We start from the raw sequence: 20688 nt of genomic DNA on the forward strand, positions 1-20688 counted from the left end.
CTTAAGCTGGTAAGACCCCTTGTAGACCACGAGGTTGATAGGTCGGAGGTGTAAGCGTGGTAACACGTTCAGCTGACCGATACTAATAGGTCGAGGGCTTGTCCTTTGCTAGTCAAGGACCATTGCCCATCCCCCACTTTTCTCCTTCACGCTACCTTGTCATTCGGTTTTCAGGGTGTAAATCCTGAATAGTCGGTGTTAATGACGTTGAGGTTCACCCGTTCCCATCCCGAACACGGAAGTTAAGCTCATCAGTGCCGAAAATACTTGGCTGGCGACGGCCCGGGAAAATAGGTCAATGCCGACACGAAAAACCACCTTTCGCGAGGTGGTTTTTTGCTGTATCCGAAATTATGCGGCATTCCGGGGCGCGTCGTCGGCAGAAGCATTTTATATTGCCTTTTCGGATTTATATGATATAATATAAACAGAATTATTTTGGGACGTGATAATATGACCATTGACTTTTCCGCGCTCGGCCTCTCGCGCGAAGCCGTTGACCGTTCGCTCGTTTCGGCGGGCGATTCCGCCCGTCTCGCTCGCGTGATGAAAAAGGCGCGCGAAGGCGGCAGGATCTGCGTCGCCTGCATCGGCGGCTCGATAACGCAGGGCGCTTACGCCTCCGATTATGAAAAAACAAGCTACGCCGCGCTCGTCGGCGATTGGTGGCGCGACGCCTTCCCGAAGGCGCAGATCGAATTTCACAACGCCGGCATCGGCGGGACGCAGAGCATCCTCGGCGTCCACCGTGTCGAACGCGACGTGCTCCGGTACGACCCCGACTTCGTCATCGTGGAGTTCGCCGTCAACGACCATCCGGACGACTGGGAGACCGAGGCGTATTCGAACCTCTGCCGCCGCATCCTTTCGTGGCGCACGAACCCCGCAGTGATGCTGCTCTTCACCATGGATCACGCCTATATCAACACGCAGGAGACCGAGATCACCGTCGGCGAACACTACGAACTGCCGATGGTCAGCCAGCTAAACACGCTGAAGCCGGAGATCGAAGCAGGTCGTATCGTCTGGACGGATATAGCGAAGGACTGGGTGCATCCCAACGACCGCGGTCACGCAATCATAGCCGCGCTCGTGTGCGACCGTCTGCAGAGTGTGCTCGATAACCTCGACGGTATGACGGACGAAGAAAAGCCGCTTCAGGACGTTTTTATCAGCGACCGCTACGCGAACGCGCGCCTCTACACGTACGACGATATAACGCCGGAATCGCCCGGCAGCTTCACGTACAAGTTCGAAGAGGAACGCTTCTGGCTCGCATACAGGAAATACTGGCACTGCGAGGGCTTGGGCGAACCGATAAAGTTCAGGGTCGCGGGCAGCCGCATCTTCCTTATGTACGACGGCGGCACTACCGACAAGCACAAGATCTCTTACAGCGTTGACGGCGGCGAAAAAACCCCTGTCGTGCAGACAACGCTCGACGCCGGCTCCGCCGCGCTTTACCGAGTTTTCGACGGCGCGGAAGGGGAGCATGAGATTCGCGTCTGGTGCGACGAAGGCGTCTTCGATATGAAGGGACTGCTCGTCAGCTGAAACGGCTCCGGAGCGTGAAAAACGGCCTTATAAAAGCATAATAAAAAAGCCAATCCCGATCGGGATTGGCTTTTTTGATCGGAGAGATCAGTTGCCGAAGAGCGAGTCGATGACAAGCTGCTGCTTCGGGCCGAAGGATTCGCGCATCTTATACCAGCTTTCGCCCTTGAGCGCGCCGTTGAGGATTTCCTCCCATTCGAGCAGCTCGTTGTAGGTGTACTGGTTCTTGTAGTAGCGCGGCGTGCGCATGCGCTCGAACTGTTCGTAGGTCCAGCCGTTGATCTCGCACTGCGCGAGCGTGGATGTCTTGTCGAGTTCGGGCGTCTGCTTGTAGAAGTTGAAGATCTCGATGAATGCTCTCGCCTCGTTGACGTTTCTCGCGCCGACGGGTATCGCGTGGCCGCCGATGACGTAGTCCTGTCTCGGACCGAGGCCGGTGGAGGTGTTGTCGGGGACCGGCACGAAGTCGATCTTGCCGTTTGCGGCCATCGAGCGGAACGGCTCGGACATGGTCAGCCAGTTGCCGAAGAGGTACATCGCCGCTTTGCCGGAGGCAAAGTAGGCGCTCGCCTTGCTCATATCGCAATAGAGCTTCTCGGTGGCGCCCATCTGCGCGATGTAGCTGACAGCGTCGGCGAGCTTGGGGTCATCGAGGTTGCTGACGTACTTGCCGTTGTCGAATTTCGCGAAGTTAGTATCAAACATCGCGAAGACTTCACGCAGCCAGGTGTGTCCGAAGGCGAAACCGTATATCGTGGTGTTGCCGCCTTCCTTGATAGTCAGCTTGCGGCAGATGCTGTCGAAGTTATCCTTCGTCCACTGGTTTTTCTTCCAGAGGGAGAGCGGGTCTTCAACGCCGTATTCCTCGAATATGGTCCTGTTGAACCAGATCATTGTGTTGGCGTTTACTTCGGGCGCGGCAAGGACCTTGCCGTCGACGGTGACGTAAGGCATGAACTGTTTCAGATCGCGCCAGTTGCGGTTGTTCCAATCGAACTTGTCGGTGATGTCGGACCAGACGTTCGAGAACATCAGAGTGATGAGGTCGCGGTCGCGAAGCTTGTAGACGTCGGGGGCGTTCTCCGCCAGGACCATCGCCTGGAGCTTCATTCCGCAGTCGCCGTAGTTATAGGTGAGGAACTTGATCTGAGGTCCGCCGTACTTCTCCATATAGGCGATCATATGGACGGAGTCGGGGGTCTCGGCGCTCCAGTGGCTCAAAAAGCTGACCGTCTTGTCGCGATAATTATAGGTCGGCGTGACGTAGGGCTCACCGGAGTCGTCGACGATGGTTTCGACAGAGCCGAGGTCGACGGAAGACGACCAGACTATGTGTCCGGCTTCGTCGGTATTGCCCTGCTTTTCTCCCTCGCCGCTGCCGGAAGAAGATGCGCCGCCGTTGCCCTGACTCTTACAGGCAGCCATGGCGAAGACCATTCCGAGCGCGAGAAGCAAGGCGATGATTTTCAACGCTTTGTTTTTCATAATATGCCCTCCTATCGGGAAATTGGATTTCTCCACATAAAATATAATAGCACCTGCGAAACGTAAAGTCAATAGAATAAACGTATGAAAAAACTGAAAAAGTCCGACGACGCGGAACCGTCGGACTTTTGTGTTTCGGCGGTTCCGGAGTGGACTACGGGCGGTATTTCTGCGTTATGCCGAGCGCGTTCGGGTTGTCGCTCGCAAAGCAGCCGGAGGAGGATTCGCCTTCGCGCAGGAGGCGCCCCATGACGACGAAGCGCGCGCCGTCGACTCCGCTGACGTAGGCGCAGGTGGAGAGCGTGATTATCGAATCGTCGGCGGCGACGTCGACGTTCGTCTTTATGCTTGAACGCGCGAGCGCTTCGTTTACGACGGCGGAAAAGCCGCTCGCGGAATACGACGGCCGTATGTAGTCGAACCGAATAGTCGTGTAAAACGCGGCGAATATCTTGAATCTGTATTCCTTATAGAGCGTGGAAAATTCTATTACCGGCGCGGAATTATAGAAGGACGCGTCGGCGTATTTAAGCAGCTGCGCAAAGAGGGTGTGATCCTTCAGATTGTGGCCGAAAATAACTGTGTTCTGCGACAGGTCGACGGCGTTGCAGCGGTAGTGCATAAACACCGTTCCGCCGGAGGCGTAGCCGCCGAAGAAGGAGCGGCGCAGGTAGAAGTTGTTGTCGTAAGACTGCACGACGGGGTAGTCGATGAAGGAAACGCCGCCGTTGTTGGTTATCGTGACCCATCCGACCGTGTCCGGATTGTAAGCATACAGCAGGCGCAGGTTGTCGAGTACGCCGTCCGGACCCTCGTAGGCAACAGCGGGCAGGTCGTCGTCGACGATCGGCTCAAGCTCGACCGAGCGCGGTGAACCGGCGTCTTCTACTGCGACGGAGGAGACGCTTTCCGGCGGAGCGGGAGATGCTTCGCCGCCGCTTTTGCACGCCGCGGCCGCCAGCGCCGTTCCGAGCGCGAGCAGCAGCGCGACGGTTTTTAACAGTCGCTGTTTCATTTGCCGCCTTCCTGCCAATGCCCGCGAAATCACGCTCCGGCGGGGACGTACTCCTGCCTGATGTCGAGCGCGTTCGGGTTATCGGTCGCCCAGCAGCCGCCGGCGGATTCGCCGTCGCGGACGAGTCTGCCCATAACGACGAAGCGCGCGTCCTCGATGCCGTCGATGTAGGCGCAGGTGGAGAGCGTTATTATCGTGTCGTCGACTCCGACGTCGACGTTGGTATTGATGACGGAGCGCGCCTTCGCTTCGGAGACGATGGCGAGGAACTCCTTCCTGTCGGAGAAGGATACCTGGATATAGTTGAAATCCGTCGTAGTGTAGAACGCGGCGAATATCTTGAATTTGTACTCATTATAGAGCGTTGAGTAGTCGATTATCGGCGCGGCGTTATAGAAGGATGCGCTGCCGTATTTCAGAAGCTGCGCGAACATACTGTTGTCCTTCATGTTGTGACCGTAGACGACGGTATTCTTCGAGAAGATGGAGGCGTTGCAGCGGTAGTCCATGAATATCGTGCCGCCGGTCGCGTAGTCGCCGAAGAAGGAACGGCGCAGGTAGTGGTCGTTATCCGACGACTGCACGACAGGGTAGTCGATGAACGCGGCGCCGTTGTTCTTCTTTATCGAGATCCAGCCGACGATGTCGGAATTCTGCATATACAGCACGTGGAAGTTCTCGAGGATATCTTCCGGACCCGTATAGATGAAGCCGGGGTCGTTGTTCTCGATATACTTCTGCGGGTCGTTATACATATCCTGCGCCTTTTCGGACGCCTGAATATTGCGGCGGCGCTCCATGAAGTCGTTGAGGATATACGCCGAACTGACAACCAGCACGACGAACGCCATGCAGAACGCGATGACGCGCAGGAGGTTCATCCAGTTGAAGCCGTTGCCGCGGCGAGGATCGAATTTGTAACGGCGCGGGAAGAAGCCCTTTTTGGCGTCCTTGCCGTTCTTCTGCTTGATGTAGAAGGGACCGACCTTGATATCGGGCGTTACCGAATCGCCATCGGCGAGCCAGCGCTCCGTGACGACGGGGAGACCGGTCAGCCGGCGGCGGAGCATATCGAATGCGTGCAGCGCGGCGATCTCGCGTATGCGGGAGCGGGTGTAGCGCGGGTCGGTCAGTGAGAGTTTGCGGACGAAGCAGTCGACGCCGTCGTAGAGGCAGACGTAAACGAGTCCCTTGTTAGGGTCGTCGTCGCCGGCGCAGCCGGTGACGGAGATCGCGTAGTCTGCCTTTGAGGTGAAGAGCGCGCCGGCCGCCATATCTGCGGCGGTCTGCGGACTGACGGCGCCGTACTTTTTCAGCGTCTTGCCGCGTACGCTCAGCGCGGAGCGTTTTATGTCGTTCGAGTAGGCGGTGACGCCCTGCTCGAAAACGGCGGAGGAGCCGTTGATATCCGTGATTCGCTTGGCGATCAGTCCGCCGGTGCAGGATTCGGCGGTCGTCACGCGCAGCTTCTTATCCTTCAGCAGTCGCACGACCTCTTCCGCGAGGGAAGCGGCGTTTCTGCCGTAGGCGTATTCGCCGAGAGCATCTTCGATGCGGTCGGCAATCTCGTTCGCGGAGGTCTTCGCCTCTTCTTTGGAGTCGGAGGTGACGGTGACCTCGGCGGTCAGTTCGCCGTTTCTTGCGTAGGTGCCGATACCGGCGTTCCCGCAGTCGACCGTCTTGATGACGTCGTTCATCGCGGATTCGGGTATGCCGAAGACGTTGACCGTTTCGGTCACGATGTGCTTTCCTCCGCCGCCGACGACGCGCTCGGCGCCGTTCTCGAAAACGTCGCGCAGCTCCGCGGGCGGGCCGGGGAGGAGCAGTATCGCCTTCTCGCCGACGGAGACGTACTGCCCCGGGGCGAGCCCTTTGCCGTTGGCGAGTACCTTCGCGCCGGCGATGACGTCGGCTTCCTTTTCCGCGCTGGCGGGGACCTCGTCGCCCTTGGCGGCGAAGTACTCTTTGATGGATTCGAGCAGCTCCGGATCGCGCTGCATCGGCAGCCCGAGCAGGTCGGAGACCGCTTCGCGCGTGACGTCGTCGTCGGTGCCGCCGAGTCCGCCGGTCGTAATTACGAGGTCTGAGCGCTCGAGCGCGGCGCGCAGGCAGTTTTTCAGGCGCGTGACGTCGTCGCTTATGCTCGTCTGGCGTGACACCTCGACGCCGAGGCGTTTCAAACGCTTGGCGAGGTAAGACGCGTTGGTGTTGACTATCTCTCCGTAAAGGAGCTCGGTGCCGACGGTAATTATTTCACATTTCATATTATCACCTCTCAGAGCGGTATCTTTTCGAGCGTCGCCATCGCTTCTTCCGTCAGGGCGGCGACGTCGATCTTCTTTTCTTCCTCAAGCACGTCCGCGAGGGACGGATTCGTCTTCGGATGCTTCGGCGTGAACATGGCGCAGCAGTCTTCGTAGGGGAGGATGGAGGTGTCGAATGCGCCTATCTGCCGCGAACGCGTGATGATCTCCTCTTTGTCAAGCCCTATCAGCGGACGCAGGACGGGCAGTTCTCCCGCGGCGTCGTTGGTGACGGCGAGCGCGGGGATCGTCTGGCTCGCGACCTGCCCGACGCTTTCGCCGGTTACGAGGGCGAGGCAGTCCTCGCGCTTCGCGAGCGCGGCGGCGCAGCGCATCATGAAGCGGCGGAGCAGCAGCGTGAAATATTCTTCGCGGCAGTTTGCGTAGAGCGCCTCCTGCACCTTCGTGAGCGAAACGGTGAAAAGGTTTATCGCGCCGCACCACGGCTTCAGTATCTTCGCGAGCGAAACGACCTTTTCCTTCGCGGCCGCGCCTGTGTAGGGCGGCGTCTCGAAGTAAACGGCGGAGAGGAAAACTCCGCGCTTTGCGATCATATGCCCCGCGACGGGGCTGTCTATGCCGCCGCTGAGCAGCAGCATTGCCTTCTTGCTCGTGCCGACGGGGAGTCCGCCCGCGCCCTTTACGGCGTCGGCGTGTATGTACGCGCCGAAATCGCGTATCTCGACGGTGACGGTCACCTGCGGCTGAAGCACGTCTACCTTCAGATGCGGGAACTTCTCAAGCAGGTATTCGCCTACGTCGGCGCATATCTCGGGAGACTTCTTCGGGAAGCCCTTGTCCGAGCGCTTGGCGTTGACCTTGAAGGTGCGCGCGGCGTTCAGCTGCGGCGCGAGGTAGCCGGCGGACGCCTCGAGTATCTTCGCCATATCCTTCTCGACGACGGCGCAGCGCGCGAGCGTCACGATGCCGAAGACCTTTTTCAGCCGCTCGAACGCTTCGTCGACGTCGCAGTTGTCGCTCATCGGTTCGCAGTACGCGGTCGACTGAGAGCGGTAGACCTCGAATTCGCCGAGGCCTTCGAGCCGGCGGCGCATATTTTTCAGCAGGGTGTTCTCAAAGCTGTCCCGGTTGAGCCCTTTGAGCACGACCTCGCCCATTTTTAAGATGATCAGTTCTTTCATAGTTTCACTTCGTTCGCGTTATTTGTGAAGTATATTCTGTTTTGCCGACGCGATCGCTTTTATCAGCGCGTCGACCTCGCGCTCCGTCGTCAAAAACGAAAGCGAAACGCGCACCGCGGAGGCGAGCACCTTTTCCGGAAGTCCGGTCGAGGCGAGCGCCTCGCTCTTGCGTCCCTTCTTGCAGGCGCTGCCGGCGGAGATGAAGATGCCCTCGCCGGAAAGGTAGTTGACCAGCGTCTCGGAGGGGATGCCGACGACGGCGAAGGAGAGAATGTGCGGCACGGCGCTTTCGCCGGAGATGAACTCAACTCCGCCGAGAGCGGAGAGCCCTTCGCGCAGACGCGCGTTCAGCGCCGTGACCTTCGGCAGGGAATCCGGCATTGAGGCGACAAGCTGCGCCGCCGCGTCCGCGAAGGCGATTATCGCGGGCAGGTTTTCGGTGCCGGAGCGCATCCCTCGCTCCTGACCGCCGCCGAGTATCAGCGGCTCCGGCCTCGCGTGGCCGCGGATTATCAGCGCGCCCGAGCCCTTGGGCGCGAAAAGCTTGTGACTGCAGAGCGAAACGAGATCGGCGGCGCGCACCGTCTGCGTGTGCCGCGCCTTGCCGATGAGCTGGACGCAGTCGGAGTGCAGCAGCGCGGGAGTCGCGGAAAGCGCGGCGCGCAGCGCGGGGATGTCGTTGACCGCGCCGGTCTCGTTGTTGACCGCGGCGAGTGAAACGAGTATCGTTTCGGGGCGCACCGCGGCGCGTATCTTCGCTACGTCGGTCGAGCCGTCGCGCTCGGGCGCTACGAAGGTGACCTCGAAGCCCTCCTTTTCGAGCGCGCGAAGAGGCGCCTTCACGGAGTCGTGCTCCGCGAGGGACGAAACGATGTGACTGCCGCGCCGCTTCAGAGCGCGGGCGGCGCCGAAGATAGCGGCGTTGTTGCTTTCGCTTCCGCCGGAGGTGAAGTATACCTCCTCTGCGGAACAGCCGACGCTCTTGGCGAGCAGCTCGCGCGCCTCCGCGAGCCGTTTCGCGGCGGCGACTCCGGCGGAGTGTACGCTCGAAGGGTTCGCGTAGCATTCGCGCAGCGCCATTATATAGATTTCCTCAACGTCGGCGGTGACGGGCGTCGACGCGGTGTAGTCAAGATAGATCATATAACTCCGTAATTATTCCGTTGCGCTTTCAATACGTATTATCGCGCATACGCGGCGGCAATATTCAAGCGAAAAGGACGCGTTGATTATTTCTTCCAGGTTCCGAAAAGGCCGCGGATGATGCTCTTGCCGAGCTCGCGCCCGATTGTGTTGGCGGTGGAGCTTGCGGTCTTCGAGAGGATGGCGGTGGTCTTTCTCGCCGCTTTCGAGGTTTTCTTGGCGGCCTCCTTCGCCTTCTTTTCTTTCTCCTTCGCTTTCGCGGCGGCCTCTTTTTCCGCCTGTTCCTTCGCTTCGGCTTCCGCGCGCGCGGCTTCCTCCTCTTCGCGCTGCTCCTCGATCAGTTCGTAAGCGGATTCGCGGTCGACGACTTCGCTGTATTTATCGCGAAGCGGGCTGACGAATATCGCGTGCCGGATCTCCTCGTCAGAAGCGGCGCTCATCGAGCTGCGCGGAGGCAGTATGTTCGCGCGCTGGACTATGCCGGGCACGCCCTTCGGGTCGAGCACGGAAACGAGCGCTTCGCCGGTGGCGAGCTCCTGGAGCACCGTTTCGGTGTCGAATTCGGGGTTGACACGGAAGGACTTCGCGGCGTAGCGCAGCGCCTTCTGCTCGTTGGGGGTGTAGGCGCGGAGCGCGTGCTGAACGCGGTTGCCTATCTGCGAGAGGACGCTCTCGGGTATATCCGAGGGGTTCTGCGTGATGAACCAGACGCTGACGCCCTTCGAGCGAATGAGCCGGACGACCTGCTCGACCTTTTCGAGCAGCGCCTTCGGCGCGTCGTTGAAGAGCAGGTGCGCTTCGTCGAAGAAGAATGCGATCTTCGGCTTGTCGAGATCGCCCGCCTCGGGGAGCATTTCGTAAAGCTCGGAAAGCATCCAGAGAAGGAAGGTGCCGTAGAGCAGCGGATGCTGGAACAGCGTCTGGCATTCCAGAATGTTCATAACGCCGCGGCCGTCCTCGTCCCAGTCGAACCAGTCGGCGAGATCGAGCGCCGGCTCGCCGAAGAAGATGTTGCCGCCCTCGTCCTCAAGCGCGAGCAGCGCGCGCTGGATCGTTCCGACCGTCTGCGCGGAAACGTTGCCGTACTGCAGCTTGTATTCGTTGGCGTGGTCGCCGACGTGCTGGACCATGCTGCGCAGGTCCTTTAAGTCGAGCAGGAGCAGCTGCTTGTCGTCGGCAATGCGGAATATGATGCGCAGAACGCCGGTCTGTGTCTCGTTCAGTCCGAGCAGACGGGCGAGAAGCACGGGGCCCATATCGGTTATCGTCGTGCGCACTGGATGGCCCTGCTGCGCGTAGACGTCGAAGAATCTTACGGGGAAGGGAGTATAGGTGAAGTTCTCTATACCCATCGTGTCTATACTGCGGCGGATGTGCTTGTTTTCGCAGCCCTCGCAGCACATGCCGGAAACGTCGCCTTTGATGTCGGCGATGAACGTAGGCACGCCCATTTCCGAGAACGATTCCGCTATGACCTTGAGTGTCACGGTCTTGCCGGTGCCGGTCGCGCCGGCGATGAGCCCGTGGCGGTTCGCCATGGACGGCTCGAGATAAACGCGTTCGCCGCCGGTGGCGAGCCAGATCTTTTCGTTGTCGTTCATATACATAGGTGATTCCTCCCGCATATAATTTTTTTATAATAATACAGATACATAATAACATATATTCACGCATATTTCAATACGTCAACGATTATAATTGCGTATTTTTCAAGTAATGTTTGAAAAGGTAAGGGAAATGTGGTAATATATAAACGTAACGATTCCGAAAAGGGAGTAATGCAGTTGAAAGTCAGAAAAGCCGTCATACCCGCCGCCGGCTACGGAACGCGTATGCTTCCCGCGACGAAGGCGATGCCCAAGGAAATGCTTCCGCTGGTGGACAAGCCCGCGATACAGTTCATCGCCGAGGAGGCCGCCGCCTCCGGCATCGAGGAGATACTGATAATAATCGGCGAACACAAGTATTCGATAATAGACCACTTTTCGCCCGCGCCTGAACTCGCGGACGCTATAGAGAAAAAACACCCCGACCTCGCGGAGCAGATAAGGAAGCTTTCGCGGCTCGCGAAGATAAGTTTCGTCAAGCAGCCGGAGGGCGTGCGCGGACTCGGCAGCGCGGTGCTCTGCGCGGAGGATTTCGCCGCGGGCGAGCCGGTCGCCGTCCTTTACGGCGACGACGTGATAGTCAGCGAAACGCCCGTTACCGCGCAGCTTATCGCGGCGTTTGAGCGGTACGGCAAAGGCGTCGTCGGAGTCGGCAGGGTACCGCGCGAAGACATAGTCAAATACTGCACCCTCGCCGTCGCGCCGCTTGACGAAAGGGAATACGCCGTCAGCGATATGATCGAGAAGCCGCGGCCGGAACAGATACTCTCCGAATTCGCCGTCCTCGGCAGATGCGTGCTGCCGCCGGAGATATTCGGCATTCTCGCGCAGACTCCCCCCGGAGTCAACGGCGAACGCCAGCTCACCGACGCGATGGGGACGCTCGCGCGGCGCGAAGGGATGATCGCCGTCGAGTACGAGGGCAGGCGCTACGACGTCGGCAGCAAGCTTTCCTACGCCGAAGCGGTAGTCGAAGCCGCGCTCGCGCATCCCGAGATAGGCGCGGACTTCAGAAGATTTCTTGAAGAAAAAGTGAACTGAAAACAGCGGATAAAAAACGAGCCCGCCTTCCGAATCGGAAGGCGGGCTCTTATTTCAATATCCGTTATTACGCCGTTATCAGAAGTACGCGCTGAGAATGGTCGTCACGATCATGAAGTAGGCGAGGACGGAGACGGCGTCTACTATCGTCGTTATCATCGGCGAAGCCATCAGCGCGGGGTCTATCTTGATCTTGCTGGCAAGTATCGGCATCGAGCAGCCGAGGAACTTCGCCGTCGTTATCGTCACGAGCATCGCGCAGGCGGTGACTATCGCGAACATATAGGTCGGGATGTTCTGTTCGCCGATGCTCGAGCCGTACATGATGAAGACTCTGACCGTGTTCACCGCGGAGAGCGAAAGCCCGACGAGCAGCGCTATACGCAGCTCCTTCCACACGGCTTTGAAGTAGTCGCTCGTTTTGATCTCGCCGACCGCGAGGCCGCGGATTATCATCGCGCTGGCCTGCGAACCGCAGTTGCCGCCGGTGTCCATAAGCGTCGGGATGAAGGCGACGAGCGCGGGTATCGCGGCGATCGCCGCTTCGTAATGCTGGATTATCAGTCCCGTCACCGTGGCGGAAAGCATAAGGACGAAGAGCCAGAGGAAGCGGTTGCGCGCGTGCTTGAAGACGGAGGTCTTGAAATAGGTGTCTTCAAGCGGGTTAACGGCCGCCATCTTCGAAATGTCTTCGGTGGCCTCTTCTTCCATGACGTCGATGGCGTCGTCGACGGTGATTATGCCGACGAGCCGCTGTTCGCCGTCGACTACGGGAAGCGCGAGCAGGTCGTATTTCTGGAACTGTTTGGCGACGACTTCCTTATCCTCGACGGTGTCGACGGATATGACGTTAGTCTCCATAATGTCGTCTACGATCGTGCCGCTGTCCGCGAGCATCAGGTCCTTCGCGGTAACGACGCCCTTCAGCTTGCGCGCGCGGTCGGTAACGTAGCAGGTGTAGATCGTTTCCTTGTCTATGCCGGTGCGCTTTATGCGCTCGAACGCCTGCTCGACGGTCATTCCCTCAATGAGCGAGACGAACTCGATGGTCATCAGCGCGCCCGCGCTGTCCTTCGGGTATTTCAGGATCTCGTTTATCGTCTGGCGCGTCTTGGCGTCGCAGTTTTTGAGTATCCTCGTGACGACGTTCGCGGGCATCTCTTCGATAAGGTCGACGGTGTCGTCCATATAGAGCTCGTCGAGCATTTCGTGAAGCTCGCGGTCGGAGAAGGCGCGTATCAGCAGCTCCTGCTGATCGCCGTCCATCTCGACGAAGACCTCCGCGGCGAGCTCCTTCGGCAGTATGCGGTAGAGGAAGGGGAGCTTCGCTTCGTCGACTTCTTTGAATATGACCGCGATGTCCGCGGGGTTCATGGGGGTAAGCACCTGTTTGAGCTTTGGTATGTCCTTTTCTTCAAGCAGCGCGGATATTTCTTCCGCCATATTTTCGAGCTCCAGCTCTTCCATTGCCTTACCTCCTTGTTTTTGTTTTTTTGAGGGACAAAAACCCTCCGCCGTGTCGGCGGAGGGTCAAAAGCCCTTCGGGCGCGGTGGGACCGTTGATCACGGTATCAATATTTGCCGATTTCCACGGACGTGATGGTTATATCATTAAGCGGCTTGTAATTCTCGTCTACCTGAACGGTGTTTATCGCGTCGATGACTTCGGCGCCTTCATAGATCTGGCCGAAGATGGTGAACTGTCCGTCGAGCGTCGGGTCGCCGCCGATGGAGCCGTATTTCGCTATAACGTCGGGCGTGAAGCCGAGATTGAGCGACTGCGCCTTCTCGCCGCTCATCGCTTCGAGAATGTCGTCCGCGACCTTGTTGACGGTGACGATGTAGAACTGGTTGGAGTTCTTGTCGCCGGAGTTGCAGACACCGAGTGCGCCGAGGTAGTTGTGCAGGTTTATCGACAGCTCCTTCTCGAAGCCGTCGCCGTAGATGGTGTCCATATTGCCGTCTGACTGCAGAACGTCCTCGTAGAGATAGAGGAAAGACATGCCGTTATAGTAGCCGTCCTTCGCCTTCGCGGAGAAGTTTGCGACCGCCTTGGGCGCGTTTTCCGGGAAGAGTTTGAACTTCATCGTGCCGAGCGAGGTGTTGATTATCGCGATATCGTCGCCCGATTTAGGCGCGGCGAGCTGATAGTCGGGCGAAAGCTGCGTTTCGTCATCCGGATAGCCGGCGCGGTCTCCGCTGTCGGTTTCGTCGCCGGAGTCGTTCGTTTCGCCGCTGTCGACGGCGCTCGAGGAGATCGTTTCGCCGCCGGAGGAGGCGTCGTCGGAGCCCTTAGAGAAGACGTTTCTGACGAAGTCAGAGATCGCCGTGCCGAAGAAAATGAACACTATGAGAAGCACGATGACCGCGATTCCGATTATCATCAGCGCGGTACCTTTTTTGTTCTGCTTATACTTGGCTTTGTCTTCGCTTTTACCCATCGGGCAGACACCAACTCCGTTCAGAGTAATTTTAATAAGAGGATTATAACACGCTTTGCCGAATAATTCAACAAAAAATTCATAATTAGTTTGCGCCGTATTGACACCCTTCGCATAGGGTGATAAAATCATATTGTAAGAACAGTTCGCGGAAGCGGGGGATGAGTATGAAAATCAGAATATTCGGCATAGTGCCGGACTCTATAACCGACGGGCCGGGCTTCCGCTGCGGCATATTCACTCAGGGGTGCCTGCATCACTGCAAGGGCTGTCATAATCCGGAAAGCTGGGCGATGGACGGCGGCACGGAGTACGACACCGCGGACATAATCGCGATGTGGGATAAAAACCCTCTTCTGAAGGGGATAACCCTTTCCGGCGGCGACCCGTTCTATCAGCCGAAGCCCTGCCTCGAGCTCGCGAAGGCGGCGCACGCGAAGGGGCTGGACGTCTTCGCCTTCACCGGCTACACCTTCGAGGAGATAATGAAGGTCGCGGAGACCGACGCCGACGTCGCGGCGCTGCTGCGCGAGTGCGACTTCCTTGTCGACGGCCCGTTCATCCTCGCGGAACGCTCGCTCGAGCTTCTCTACCGCGGCAGCGAGAACCAGCGCATCCTCGACATGAAGAAATCCCTCGCTGAAGGCAAGGCCGTCTGGGCGGAGGAATACAGAGACTAAACCTTCTGATCGTTGCAGAGATTGTAATATATGCCTTTTTCAGCCAGAAGCTCGTCGTGAGTGCCGGATTCCGCAAGGCGTCCGCCGCTCAGGACGAGTATTTTGTTTGCTTTCTTTATTGTCGAGAGACGGTGCGCGATGACTATGATGGTGCGCGTTCCGGCAATGTTGGATATCGCGCGCTGTATGTTGCTCTCCGTCTCGGTGTCGACGGCGCTCGTCGCTTCGTCGAGCACGAGTATCGGCGAATCGCGCAGTATCGCTCTCGCGATCGCGATGCGCTGTTTCTGACCGCCGGAAAGACGTGTTCCGCGCTCGCCTATCTGGGTGTCGTAGCCGTCCGGAAGCGACGTTATGAAGTTGTGTATGCACGCGGTCTTGGCGGCTTCGACGATTTGGTCATCGGTAACGCCGTTCGCCGCATATGCGATGTTTTCGCGCACGGTGCCGTTGAATAGAAAAACGTCCTGAAGCACGTAGCTCAGATTGTCGCGCAGCGAATCGAGCTTCATATCGCGCAGGTCGATGCCGTCCATGGTGACGGAGCCCTCTTTGGGGTCGTAAAACCTCGCGATGAGCGACGACATGGTCGTTTTGCCCTCGCCGGTCGCGCCGACGATCGCGAGCATTTCGCCGGCCTTCGCGGTGAATGAAACGTCGGTCAGGACGGGGATCTCGTCGTAATACGAGAATGAAACGTGATTGAAGCTGATTTCTCCGGTGAGTCTTCCGACGTCCACGGCGTCGGGCGAATCCTTGATCTCCGGCTCGGTCTCAAGCACCTCGAAAACGCGCTCCGCGCCGGCGATTCCGTGCTGCAGATCTTCAAGGATGCGGGCGAAGCCCGCGACCGGCGCGTAAAACTGCGCCAGATAGAGTATGAACGTGACAAGCTCCGATATTTCGAGGCCGGACCTGTAAGCGTATATCGAGCCGAGGATAAGTACGATTATCGTTCCGAGCGAGGTGAGCAGTTCGACTATGGGGTGCATGACCGCGGAATTGAAAAGCGCGCGTATCAGCGCGTTCGCGTGGGCCTGCGACTTGCCGCGGATGTTTTCGAGCTCCTGCTCCTGCTTGTTGAAAATCTGTATCTCCTTCATACCGGAGAAGTTGTCCTGCAGCTGTGCGCTCAGCTCGGAATTCATTTCCTGTCCCTTGCGGAAATAACGGCGCATCCGGCGCAGGATAAACGAAGAAACGCCTACGAAGGGCAGGGGAATGCAGGTGTAAAGCGTAAGCACCGGATTTATCGTCAGCAGTATTACGAAGACGCCGACGAACGTGATGATATACGAAATGATATCGGGTATCGCATGCGCGAAAAGGGTCTCGAACGTCGACGTATCGCTGACAACGCGCGCCATCAGTCCGCCGGTCTGCTTGTCGTGAAAATAGCGCATCGAGAGCTTCTGGTAGTGCGCGTAGAGTATGGTACGCACGTGGGCGACGAGGTTCCACGACGCTTTATGCCCGTAATACTGATTGAGAAACTTCATAAACGCGCGCAGCAGATAGAACATCAGCAGCATCATGCACCACTTGACTATGGTGACGATGATATCGTCGTTCAGTCCGAGCTCTATATAGTGTATAACGCGCTTTGTGATGAGCGGCGTGTAGAGGTTTATCGCCGTGGCTCCGAGCAGACCGATGACAGCGAGAATGAGATATTTCCTCCACGGCTTTGTCATTTTGAAAAGCTTGATGATGTATTTCAAAAGAAGCCCCCTTATACTCCGCGTTTCTTGCAAACAGTTGCGAGTACACACGCTTCGCACTTCGGGCTTCTCGCGGTGCAGACGGCTCTGCCGTGCAGCACGAGGCGGTGACAGAAGTTGTTCTGCTCCTCGGGCGCTATCGCTTCGCGGAGCGCGTCCTCGACCTTGCGCGGATCCTTGGAGTCCGCGAGTCCGAGGCGGTTGGAGATGCGTATGCAGTGCGTGTCCGTGACGACGGCGGGCTTGCCGTAGACGTCGCCGAGGATCAGGTTGGCGGTCTTTCTTCCGACGCCGCGGAGCGTCAGCAGGTCGTCCATGTTATCCGGCACCTTCCCGCCGTAGACCTCGACGAGCCGGCGGCACATCTCGATTATATCCACCGCCTTCGTCTTGTAAAGCCCGCAGGACTCGATATACCCCTCGAGCTCGTGAACGTCCGCCTCCGCGAACGCCTGCGGCGACGTGTAGCGCGCGAAAAGCGCGGGCGTGACAATGTTCACGCGCGCGTCGGTGCACTGCGCCGCGAGCCGCGTGGAAATAAGCAGCTCGTAGTCCTTTTCGTATTCGAGGGAGCACTCCGCGTCGGGGTATTCCGCCTTGAGCAGCTCGGTTATTCTTTTGCCGTTTCGTTTATTCATACAAACCACCCGTATTTATAATAATAAAATTCGGCATAAAAAGCAATTATTTTTTTCTTGAAATTCGAATTCGCCGGCAGTATAATTATAATAGCATAAATTTTAGCGGATGAAAGCGGGAAAGTAAAATGAGCAGGAAGTTTGACTCCATCGGATTTGTTGAGAAGTACGATCACGAGGTCGGCGCCGCGATGGCCGCCGAGCTCGACAGACAGAGAGAAAACATCGAGCTTATCGCTTCGGAAAACTTCGTTTCGGAAGCGGTCCTTGCCGCGATGGGCACGGAGCTCACCAACAAGTACGCGGAGGGCTATCCCGCGAAGCGCTACTACGGCGGCTGCGAGAAGGTTGACGTTGTCGAGAATCTCGCGATCGAGCGCGCCAAAAAGGTTTTCGGCTGCGACCACGTCAACGTCCAGCCGCACTGCGGCGCGACGGCGAACACCACCGTCTACTTCGCGCTGCTCGAGCCGGGCGACACCATCCTCGGCATGAGTCTCGACCACGGAGGACACCTTTCGCACGGTTCGCCCGTCAACATCAGCGGCAAATATTATAACGTAGTTTCCTACGGCGTCGACCCCGTCACGCATTACATAGACTATGACGAGGTCCGCCGCCTCGCGCACGAGCACAAGCCGAAGCTCATCGTCTGCGGCGCCTCCGCGTATCCGCGGAAGATAGACTTCGCGGAATTCAGACGCATCGCGGACGAAGTCGGCGCGTATCTTATGGCGGATATCGCGCACATAGCCGGACTCGTCGCTGCGGGCGAACACGAGAGCCCCGTTCCGTACTGCGACGTTGTCACCACCACCACTCACAAGACGCTCCGCGGACCCCGCGGCGGCATGATAATGTGCAGGGAAGAGCTCGCGAAAGCGATCGACAAGGCGATATTCCCCGGCACGCAGGGCGGCCCGCTCATGCACATAATCGCGGCGAAGGCCGTCTGCCTCGGAGAAGCGCTCACGCCGGAATTCAAGGCGTACCAGCACCAGATAATCCTGAACGCGAAGGCGCTCGCCGCCGCCCTTATCGAAAAGGGCTTCGACCTCGTCAGCGGCGGAACGGATAACCACCTTATGCTCATCGACCTGCGCCCGTTCCGTATCACCGGCAGGGATATGGAAAAGCGCCTCGACAGCGTACATATCACCGCGAACAAAAACGCGATCCCGAACGATCCCGAATCCCACTTCGTGACCAGCGGAATCCGCGTCGGCACTCCGGCCGCCACCTCGCGCGGCATGAAGGAAGACGACATGCGCGAGATCGCGGAGCTTATCTACCTGACCGCCGCCGAATACGAAACGAAGGCGGACGAGATCAGAAGCCGCGTCGCCGCTCTGACGGCGAAGTATCCGCTTTACGAATAAGCGGCGAAACAGTCAAAACGCGCACCGCGTGCGCAAAATATATTTTCAGAAAGAAGCGATCACTATGAGCAGAGTATTCAACTTTTCGGCGGGTCCGTCCATGCTTCCGGAGGAAGTCCTGAAGACCGCGGCGGCAGAGATGCTGGACTATAAGGGCAGCGGAATGTCCGTCGCCGAGATGTCGCATCGCTCAAAGGTATATATTTCCATCTTCGACGAGTGCGAAGCGCTCCTCCGCGAAGTCATGGCCATCCCGGAGAACTACAAGGTTCTCTTCCTGCAGGGCGGCGCGTCCACGCAGTTCGCGATGGTGCCGATGAACCTGATGACGAAGAACGGCAAGGCCGACTACTGCGTCACCGGCAGCTTTGCGAAAAAGGCGTTCAAAGAAGCGCAGAAGTTCGGCGACGCCGTCGCCGCGTCTTCGAGCGAAGCGGATAACTTCTCCTACATCCCGAAGGAGTTCAGCATCCGTCCTGACGCCGACTACCTGCACATCTGCCAGAACAACACCATCTTCGGCACTCACTACAAGAAGCTGCCCGAGACGGGCGACATCCCGCTGGTCGCGGATATGTCCTCCTGCATCCTGAGCGAGCCGACCGACGTCAGCAAATACGGCCTTATCTACGCTGGCGCGCAGAAGAACATGGCGCCCGCGGGCCTGACCGTCGTCATCGTGCGCGAAGACCTCGTCGGCAATGCGCCCGACTCCGTCCCGACGATGCTGAACTACAAGACCCACGTCGACGCCGGCTCGATGTATAACACCCCGCCGTGCTACTCCATCTACATGTGCAAGCTCGTGCTCGAATGGATCAAGTCCAAGGGCGGCCTCGCCGAGATGAAGAAGATCAACGAGAAGAAGGCCGCGATGATCTACGACGTGCTGGACAACTCCGCGCTGTTCATCCCGAAGGCGGCAAAGGAAGACCGCTCCATTATGAACGTCACCTTCGCCACCGGCGACGCGAACCTCGACGCGAAGTTCGTCGCGGGCGCGGCGGCCGAAGGCCTCGTGAACCTCAAGGGGCACCGCCTCGTCGGCGGCATGCGCGCTTCGATCTACAACGCGATGCCCGTCGAGGGCTGCGAGAAGCTCGCCGCCTACATGAAGAAGTTTGAGGAGGAAAACAAATAATGTTCAACGTCAAGCTTTTCAACAAGATATCCAAGACCGGCGTCAGCTCGCTGACGCCCGATAAGTACGTCCTCGGCGAAGAGCTCGAGAACTACGACGCCGTCCTCGTGCGCTCCGCGAAGCTGCACGAAACGGAGTTCCCGGCGGACTGCAAGTGCATCGCCCGCGCGGGCGCCGGCGTCAACAACATCCCGATCGACCGCTGCACGAAGCAGGGCATAGTCGTCTTCAACACCCCCGGCGCGAACGCGAACGCCGTCAAGGAGCTGGTCGTCGCCGGCCTGCTGCTCGCCTCCAGAAAGATCTCCGAGAGCATCTCCTGGGCGAACACGCTTGAGAACAACGACGAGACCGAAGCCGTCATCGAGAAGGGAAAGAGCAACTTCGTCGGCCCCGAAGTCTACGGCAAAAAGCTCGGCGTCATCGGCCTCGGCGCGATCGGCGTCATGGTCGCGAACGTCGCCCACGACCTCGGCATGCAGGTCTGCGGCTACGACCCCTACCTTTCGGTCAACGCCGCGTGGGGACTTTCCCGCAAGATAGAGAAGGCGGCGAGCAACGACGAGATCTTCGCCACCTGCGACTATATCACCATCCACGTCCCGCAGAACGACAGCACCAAGGGCATGATCAACGCCGAGAGCATCGCGAAGATGAAGGACGGCGTCCGCATCCTTAACTTCGCCCGCGGCGGACTGGTCAACAGCGCGGATATGAAGGCGGCGCTGGAGAGTGGCAAGGTCGCCTCCTACGTGACCGACTTCCCGGCGGGCCTCATCGGCGTCAAGAACGTCGTCGCGATCCCGCACCTGGGCGCCTCCACTCCGGAGAGCGAGGAGAACTGCGCCATCATGGCGGCGGCGGAGCTGCGCGACTACCTCGAGGACGGCAACATCAAGAACTCCGTCAACTTCCCGACGGTGAACGTCCCGAGAGGCGAGGGCACCCGCGTCTGCCTCATCCACGCGAACGTTCCGAGCATCATCTCACAGATATCCTCAACCGTTGCGGCGAAGGGTATCAACATCGAGCATATGTCGAATATGTCGCGCGGCGATATCGCTTATACGATTCTCGACGTCGTTTCCGAGATCGATGACGATGTTATCGCCGCGATAAAGGACATACCCCAGATCGTGAGAGTAAGAGTGATAAAATAAGCGCCGAAACCGCTGTCATCCCGAGGGCGAAGCCCGAGGGATCCCCCAAGCAAAGCGGAAACGTTGACGGCTCCCCTGTGCAAAGGGCGCGCAAATCAGGGATAAGTCGGGTTTTGAACGGCTGTTTCCCGCCCATGCTTCACAAAAAACAGCGGCCATACATCAAGTATGACCGCTGTTTTGTTGTTTTGCCTGAACGATAAACATCTCGTTCAAAACTGCTCCGCATCTTAAAAAG

Annotated in this window: 16 protein-coding genes and 2 rRNA genes; 8 read left to right on the top strand and 10 right to left on the bottom strand. The window is 58.4% G+C overall.

Going from position 1 to position 20688, the window contains the following annotated elements; all coding sequences use genetic code 11:
* The 3 genes from IJL83_06220 to IJL83_06230 form a co-directional block, all read left to right on the top strand.
* Positions 1 to 106 (top strand): 23S ribosomal RNA (locus tag IJL83_06220); the annotation flags it as partial.
* A gap of 85 nt (positions 107 to 191) precedes the next feature.
* A 5S ribosomal RNA gene (gene rrf, locus IJL83_06225) occupies positions 192 to 307 on the top strand.
* Positions 308 to 453: 146 nt separating this feature from the next.
* Entirely contained in the window at positions 454 to 1554 is a 1101-nt protein-coding gene (locus IJL83_06230; protein ID MBQ6553191.1) for an SGNH/GDSL hydrolase family protein, read from the top strand.
* A gap of 87 nt (positions 1555 to 1641) precedes the next feature.
* Here the strand turns inward: IJL83_06230 and IJL83_06235 are convergent, their stop codons facing one another.
* From IJL83_06235 to IJL83_06260, 6 genes are all read right to left on the bottom strand, one after another.
* On the bottom strand, positions 1642 to 3039 hold the full coding sequence (locus IJL83_06235) for an extracellular solute-binding protein (GenBank protein ID MBQ6553192.1): 1398 nt from the start codon (positions 3037 to 3039) through the stop codon (positions 1642 to 1644).
* Positions 3040 to 3193: 154 nt separating this feature from the next.
* Entirely contained in the window at positions 3194 to 4054 is an 861-nt protein-coding gene (locus IJL83_06240; protein MBQ6553193.1) for a class B sortase, read from the bottom strand.
* A 29-nt stretch (positions 4055 to 4083) separates the two neighbouring features.
* Positions 4084 to 6318: a competence/damage-inducible protein A gene (locus IJL83_06245; GenBank protein ID MBQ6553194.1), complete on the bottom strand. Its 2235-nt coding sequence runs from the start codon at positions 6316 to 6318 to the stop codon at positions 4084 to 4086.
* An 11-nt stretch (positions 6319 to 6329) separates the two neighbouring features.
* Positions 6330 to 7499 carry a tRNA 4-thiouridine(8) synthase ThiI gene (gene thiI, locus IJL83_06250; protein MBQ6553195.1) on the bottom strand — a complete coding sequence of 390 codons (1170 nt, stop codon included), beginning with the start codon at positions 7497 to 7499 and terminating at the stop codon, positions 6330 to 6332.
* Positions 7500 to 7517: 18 nt separating this feature from the next.
* Positions 7518 to 8642, bottom strand: a complete 1125-nt coding sequence (locus IJL83_06255; GenBank protein ID MBQ6553196.1) for a cysteine desulfurase — start codon at positions 8640 to 8642, stop codon at positions 7518 to 7520.
* An 86-nt stretch (positions 8643 to 8728) separates the two neighbouring features.
* Positions 8729 to 10243, bottom strand: coding sequence for a DUF853 family protein (locus IJL83_06260; GenBank protein ID MBQ6553197.1), 1515 nt, complete (start codon positions 10241 to 10243; stop codon positions 8729 to 8731).
* Positions 10244 to 10420: 177 nt separating this feature from the next.
* Here IJL83_06260 and IJL83_06265 point away from each other — a divergent pair, with 177 nt between their 5' ends.
* A complete protein-coding gene (locus IJL83_06265; protein ID MBQ6553198.1) occupies positions 10421 to 11290 on the top strand; it encodes a UTP--glucose-1-phosphate uridylyltransferase in 870 nt (289 codons plus the stop codon).
* A 78-nt stretch (positions 11291 to 11368) separates the two neighbouring features.
* On the opposite strand, the gene mgtE is transcribed toward IJL83_06265, so the two are convergent.
* The gene (gene mgtE / locus IJL83_06270) at positions 11369 to 12733 is read right to left on the bottom strand and encodes a magnesium transporter (GenBank protein MBQ6553199.1); all 1365 of its coding nucleotides are present in this window, start codon (positions 12731 to 12733) and stop codon (positions 11369 to 11371) included.
* A 128-nt stretch (positions 12734 to 12861) separates the two neighbouring features.
* A complete protein-coding gene (locus tag IJL83_06275) occupies positions 12862 to 13731 on the bottom strand; it encodes a peptidylprolyl isomerase (protein ID MBQ6553200.1) in 870 nt (289 codons plus the stop codon).
* 167 nt (positions 13732 to 13898) lie between these two features.
* Here IJL83_06275 and nrdG point away from each other — a divergent pair, with 167 nt between their 5' ends.
* Positions 13899 to 14411 (top strand): anaerobic ribonucleoside-triphosphate reductase activating protein, encoded by a 513-nt coding sequence (gene nrdG, locus IJL83_06280; GenBank protein ID MBQ6553201.1) that lies wholly within the window; start codon positions 13899 to 13901, stop codon positions 14409 to 14411.
* On the opposite strand, the gene IJL83_06285 is transcribed toward nrdG, so the two are convergent.
* Positions 14408 to 16132, bottom strand: a complete 1725-nt coding sequence (locus IJL83_06285; GenBank protein ID MBQ6553202.1) for an ABC transporter ATP-binding protein — start codon at positions 16130 to 16132, stop codon at positions 14408 to 14410. The genes nrdG and IJL83_06285 overlap by 4 nt on opposite strands.
* 11 nt (positions 16133 to 16143) lie before the next feature.
* Positions 16144 to 16770, bottom strand: coding sequence for an endonuclease III (gene nth / locus IJL83_06290; GenBank protein MBQ6553203.1), 627 nt, complete (start codon positions 16768 to 16770; stop codon positions 16144 to 16146).
* Between the two features lie 128 nt (positions 16771 to 16898).
* On the opposite strand from nth, the gene IJL83_06295 reads away from it, so the two are divergent.
* The 3 genes from IJL83_06295 to IJL83_06305 all read left to right on the top strand — a co-directional run bounded on the left by IJL83_06295 (position 16899) and on the right by IJL83_06305 (position 20450).
* On the top strand, positions 16899 to 18149 hold the full coding sequence (locus tag IJL83_06295) for a serine hydroxymethyltransferase (protein ID MBQ6553204.1): 1251 nt from the start codon (positions 16899 to 16901) through the stop codon (positions 18147 to 18149).
* Between the two features lie 64 nt (positions 18150 to 18213).
* A complete protein-coding gene (gene serC / locus IJL83_06300; GenBank protein ID MBQ6553205.1) occupies positions 18214 to 19290 on the top strand; it encodes a 3-phosphoserine/phosphohydroxythreonine transaminase in 1077 nt (358 codons plus the stop codon).
* A complete protein-coding gene (locus IJL83_06305; protein ID MBQ6553206.1) occupies positions 19290 to 20450 on the top strand; it encodes a phosphoglycerate dehydrogenase in 1161 nt (386 codons plus the stop codon). The genes serC and IJL83_06305 overlap by 1 nt, the downstream gene beginning before the upstream one ends.
* Positions 20451 to 20688: the final 238 nt, after the last annotated feature.

The sequence above is a fragment of the Clostridia bacterium genome, assembly GCA_017438525.1.
In the GTDB taxonomy this organism is placed as follows: domain Bacteria; phylum Bacillota; class Clostridia; order Oscillospirales; family RGIG8002; genus RGIG8002.

Excerpts from the sequence above, each read along its gene's own strand:
- IJL83_06305 (MBQ6553206.1), top strand. The coding sequence starts at position 19,290 with ATGTTCAACGTCAAGCTTTTCAACAAGATATCCAAGACCGGCGTCAGC.
- IJL83_06275 (MBQ6553200.1), bottom strand. The coding sequence starts at position 13,731 with ATGGGTAAAAGCGAAGACAAAGCCAAGTATAAGCAGAACAAAAAAGGT.
- nth (MBQ6553203.1), bottom strand. The coding sequence starts at position 16,770 with ATGAATAAACGAAACGGCAAAAGAATAACCGAGCTGCTCAAGGCGGAA.
- serC (MBQ6553205.1), top strand. The coding sequence starts at position 18,214 with ATGAGCAGAGTATTCAACTTTTCGGCGGGTCCGTCCATGCTTCCGGAG.
- nrdG (MBQ6553201.1), top strand. The coding sequence starts at position 13,899 with ATGAAAATCAGAATATTCGGCATAGTGCCGGACTCTATAACCGACGGG.
- IJL83_06260 (MBQ6553197.1), bottom strand. The coding sequence starts at position 10,243 with ATGAACGACAACGAAAAGATCTGGCTCGCCACCGGCGGCGAACGCGTT.
- IJL83_06235 (MBQ6553192.1), bottom strand. The coding sequence starts at position 3,039 with ATGAAAAACAAAGCGTTGAAAATCATCGCCTTGCTTCTCGCGCTCGGA.
- IJL83_06245 (MBQ6553194.1), bottom strand. The coding sequence starts at position 6,318 with ATGAAATGTGAAATAATTACCGTCGGCACCGAGCTCCTTTACGGAGAG.
- mgtE (MBQ6553199.1), bottom strand. The coding sequence starts at position 12,733 with ATGGCGGAAGAAATATCCGCGCTGCTTGAAGAAAAGGACATACCAAAG.
- IJL83_06255 (MBQ6553196.1), bottom strand. The coding sequence starts at position 8,642 with ATGATCTATCTTGACTACACCGCGTCGACGCCCGTCACCGCCGACGTT.
- IJL83_06240 (MBQ6553193.1), bottom strand. The coding sequence starts at position 4,054 with ATGAAACAGCGACTGTTAAAAACCGTCGCGCTGCTGCTCGCGCTCGGA.
- IJL83_06265 (MBQ6553198.1), top strand. The coding sequence starts at position 10,421 with ATGCAGTTGAAAGTCAGAAAAGCCGTCATACCCGCCGCCGGCTACGGA.
- IJL83_06230 (MBQ6553191.1), top strand. The coding sequence starts at position 454 with ATGACCATTGACTTTTCCGCGCTCGGCCTCTCGCGCGAAGCCGTTGAC.
- IJL83_06295 (MBQ6553204.1), top strand. The coding sequence starts at position 16,899 with ATGAGCAGGAAGTTTGACTCCATCGGATTTGTTGAGAAGTACGATCAC.
- thiI (MBQ6553195.1), bottom strand. The coding sequence starts at position 7,499 with ATGAAAGAACTGATCATCTTAAAAATGGGCGAGGTCGTGCTCAAAGGG.